Here is a 3,737-nt window from a genome sequence, read left to right as displayed (position 1 = left end):
GTGCAGGACATGCTCGTGCATGCCGGAGAGCCCGAACGGCAGCGGCGGAGCCACGCGGTGGGCGGCATGCCGGGGTTGCTCTCGGACCTGGTGCGCCGGACCGCGGACCTCGAGGGCTGACCGGTGACGGGTAGCGTCGCGGACATGTCGCCAGAGCTCTCGTCCGAGGAGATCGTCCACCAGTCGGCCCTGCAGCTGTGGGCCGCCGCCCAGACCGACTTCGACCCCTACGCGGTCCCCCCGAGCGAGTGGAAGGACCCGGTGCCCGTCACCGAGGCGGACATCGCGGCCGACACCGGACTCGATCTCGACACGGTGCGCCAGCACCTCGTCCGGCTCGCCGGTCGACGCCTGGTCGTGCGCGACGACGACGGCACGATGTCCGTGACGTCGATCGTGCCCGCCGACGAGCCCCTCTGAGACGTCGACGTCACAGGCCCATCATGCGACCGATGATCTCCTTCTGGATCTCGGTCGTCCCGCCGTAGATCGTCTGGATCCGGGAGTCCGTGTAGGCCTTGGCGATCGGGTACTCGCTCATGTAGCCGTAGCCGCCGTGCAGCTGCACACCCGCGTCCACGACCCGCTTCTGCAGCTCGGTGGTCCACCACTTCGCCATCGACGCCAGCGAGGTGTCGACGGTTCCGGCGTTGAGCCGTAGCACGCAGTCGTTGACGAAGACCCGCGCGATGTGGGCCTCGGTGGCCATCTCGGCGAGCACGAACCGGTTGTGCTGGAACGTCCCGATCGGCTTGCCGAAGGCCTCACGCTCCTTGGCGTAGGCCAGGCACAGCTCCAGGACGTGCTCGATCGCGGCGACCGCGATGCAGGCGATGGAGATGCGCTCCTGGGGGAGGTTCTCCATCAGCGACACGAACCCCGAGCCCGGGGCGCCGAGCAGGTTGGCCTTCGGGACGTGCACGTCGGTGAAGGACAGCTCGGCGGTGTCCTGCGCGTGCAGGCCCATCTTGTCGAGGTTGCGCCCGCGCTCGAAGCCCTCCATCCCGCGCTCGACCACCAGCAGGCTGATGCCCTGGTGGCCGGCGTCGGGATYGGTCCGGCAGACGACGATGACCAGGTCGGACAGGATCCCGTTGCTGATGAAGGTCTTGGACCCGTTGAGGACGTAGTGGTCGCCGGCGTCGACGGCCGTCGTACGGATGCCCTGCAGGTCCGAGCCGGCGCCCGGCTCGGTCATCGCGATCGCCGAGATCAGCTCGCCCGACACCAGTCCCGGCAACCAGCGCCGCTTCTGCTCCTCGGTCCCGAGCGAGGAGATGTAGGGGACGATGATGTCGGTGTGCACGGCGAAGCCCGGCCCGGACGCGCCGGCCCGGGCGGCCTCCTCGGCCAGCACCATGTTGTAGCGGAAGTCCTTGATCCCCGGCCCGCCGTACGCCTCGTCGACGTCGAAGCACAGCAGCCCCGCCTCGCCCGCCTTGCGCCAGACCTCGCGGTCGACGATGCCGTCGGCCTCCCACTTCTCGTGGTACGGCGTGACCTCGCGCTCCATGAACGCCCGGACGGTGGCGCGGAAGTCCTCGTGCTCCTGCTCGAGGATCGACGGGCGCTCAGGCATGGGTGCTCCTTGCTGGTGGTGTCGAGGGTGGCGTGGTGGCTGGTGCCTCGGGACGGGCGTTCAGGGCCTCGAGCATGGCCAGCGGTCCGAGGTCGGAGAGGCGGTGCCCACCGGGGTACGTCGTCGCCCGGTGGAGGAGCGGCTCGCCGCGCGGGGGCGCGAAGCGCAGCAGCAGCGCGCGGGCCCGCAGGCCGCGGCGTACCAGGCGCACGAACCAGGCCGGCTGGGCGGGGAGGCCCAGCGCGACCCGCAGCGGCTCGTCCATCAGCGCGACGGTGACCCGACGGACGAGGGGCCGCAGCGGCGGGGGAGCGACGGTGCGGGCGATGTCGATGCTGGCCTCGGCCAGCGCCGTGTTGGCCGGGTCCCGGGCGAAGCGGGTCCGCTCGAAGTCGACGAGGAGCGCCAGGTAGCCGTCGTACGTCGTCGGCAGGTCCTGGAGGCCCATCAGCTCACCGAAGCGGGTCGTCACCCGCGTGATCGCGGTGAGCTCGTGCGGGTCGAGGGGCCGCCAGCCGTACTGGGAGATCCAGCGCACCGGCCCGACGATGGTGGTGGCCAGGACGTAGGCGTACTCGTCCGGAGGGATGTCGTAGTGGCCGTGGATCCGGTTGAGGCGGCGGACGGCGGCGTGCCCGCGCTCGCTGTCGATCCCGTCGACCGTCGCCTCCTGGCCGATCAGGATCGTGTCGTCGTAGCGCTTGACGCCGTGGTGCTCGAACTCCCCGGTCCGGTGCAGCAGCCGCGAGATCGACGGCACGCCGTAGTCGCGCATGAACGCGATCCCGGTGCCCTGCGAGTAGTCCCACGGGAACTCGTGGCGGGCGGTGAGGCCGAGGATCTCGTCGGCGTCGTGCTCCGGGTCGAGCGCCCGGATGCGGCGCAGGTTGTCGAAGCGTCGCGGGTGCGCGACCCGCATCGCGGCCCGCGTCGGCACCCGGCTCAGGACACCCATTCCTTCACCTGCGCGATGGTCGCGGCCGGGTCGGCGGTGGCCGGCGTGAGCGACAGGTTGGTGACCCCCGCCTCGCGGAAGGCGGCGATCCGCTCCTGGACGTACGACGCGGGGCCGACGAGGTTGGCCGCCTCCAGCCAGTCGGTCGGGATGAGCGCCTCGGCCTCCTTCTTCTTGCCCGACAGGTAGAGGTCCTGGATCTCCGCCGCCTCCTTCTCGTAGCCGTAGGCGCACGCGACGTCGTTGTAGAAGTTCTTGCCGYGGGCGCCCATGCCGCCGACGTACAGCGCGAAGGTCGGACGGGCCAGGTCGAGCAGCGCCTTCGTCTCCGGCCCCTCGCCGATGGCGACCATGCCGCCGGCGTTGATCTCGAGGGGGCCCAGGTCGGCCGACCGCTTCGCCCGCCCGGCCTCGAGCGCGTCGCCCCACACGAGGTGTGCCTTCTCGGGGTGGAACAGGATCGGGATCCACCCGTCCGCGATCTCGGCGGCCTGCTCGACGCTCTTGGGGCCCAGACCGGCGATGTAGATCGGGATGCTGTCCCGGTCGGGGTGGGTGAGGATCTTCAGCGGCTTGCCGAGGCCCGTGACCGCGCCGTCCTCCTTGGTCAGCGGCAGCTTGATGATGCCGTCGTTGGTCAGCGGCTCCCGCTTGAGCCCGCGCCGCACGATGTCGATGACCTCGGCGGTGCGACCCAGGGGCTTGGAGTAGGGGACGCCGTGGAAGCCCTCGATGACCTGCGGTCCGCTCGCGCCGAGGCCGAGGATCGCCCGGCCGCCGGACACGTTGTCGAGACCGGCGGCGGTCTGGAGGAGCGCACCGGGGGTGCGGGAGTAGATGTTGAGGATCGCCGCGCCGATCTCGATCGTCTCGGTCTTGGCCGCGAGGTAGCCCATCAGCGTGGGGGAGTCGAAGCCGTACGCCTCCGCCACCCAKACGGTGTCGAGGCCCGCCTTCTCGAGCGCGCCGACCTGGTCGGCGGCGTCGCGCGGGTTCCCGGCGTACATCAGCGGCATGGAGAGCTTCATGGAGCCAACTGTGACACCGTTACTGTCACAATCGCAAGGAGGTCCGGGCCGCGGGCCTCAGCGGCGCAGACGGGGACCGAAGACGACGTCGACACCCGGCGAGAACATCGTGTGGTCCGGCGTCCGGGCGGCCAGGTCCGGGAATCCGGCCGCCGCCAGCAGCTCGTCGTCCAGC

Annotated in this window: 4 protein-coding genes; 1 reads left to right on the top strand and 3 read right to left on the bottom strand. The window is 70.8% G+C overall.

Annotation, left to right across the window (positions count from 1 at the left end):
- Positions 1 to 144 precede the first annotated feature (144 nt).
- Complete coding sequence (locus ACXJKL_RS16830) at positions 145 to 420, top strand: hypothetical protein (RefSeq protein ID WP_457208169.1); 276 nt, start codon at positions 145 to 147, stop codon at positions 418 to 420.
- Between the two features lie 10 nt (positions 421 to 430).
- Here ACXJKL_RS16830 and ACXJKL_RS16825 read toward each other — a convergent pair whose 3' ends face one another.
- From ACXJKL_RS16825 to ACXJKL_RS16815, 3 genes are read right to left on the bottom strand one after another with little or no spacing between them, the layout of a single operon-like run.
- Entirely contained in the window at positions 431 to 1,579 is a 1,149-nt protein-coding gene (locus ACXJKL_RS16825) for an acyl-CoA dehydrogenase family protein (RefSeq protein ID WP_457208168.1), read from the bottom strand.
- Positions 1,572 to 2,534, bottom strand: a complete 963-nt coding sequence (locus ACXJKL_RS16820) for an oxygenase MpaB family protein (RefSeq protein WP_457208167.1) — start codon at positions 2,532 to 2,534, stop codon at positions 1,572 to 1,574. The genes ACXJKL_RS16825 and ACXJKL_RS16820 overlap by 8 nt, the downstream gene beginning before the upstream one ends.
- A complete protein-coding gene (locus tag ACXJKL_RS16815; RefSeq protein ID WP_457208166.1) occupies positions 2,522 to 3,562 on the bottom strand; it encodes an LLM class F420-dependent oxidoreductase in 1,041 nt (346 codons plus the stop codon). Before ACXJKL_RS16815 ends, ACXJKL_RS16820 begins: the two co-directional genes overlap by 13 nt.
- Positions 3,563 to 3,737: the final 175 nt, after the last annotated feature.

Source organism: Nocardioides sp. P5_C9_2 (assembly GCF_054049555.1).
Note: the sequence above shows the minus strand (reverse complement) of the source record. Positions and strands in the feature narration are given on the sequence as shown.

What these genes read in the sequence shown, in the direction of transcription:
- ACXJKL_RS16830 (WP_457208169.1), top strand. Translation starts at nt 145, where the DNA reads ATGTCGCCAGAGCTCTCGTCCGAGGAGATCGTCCACCAGTCGGCCCTG.
- ACXJKL_RS16820 (WP_457208167.1), bottom strand. Translation starts at nt 2,534, where the DNA reads ATGGGTGTCCTGAGCCGGGTGCCGACGCGGGCCGCGATGCGGGTCGCG.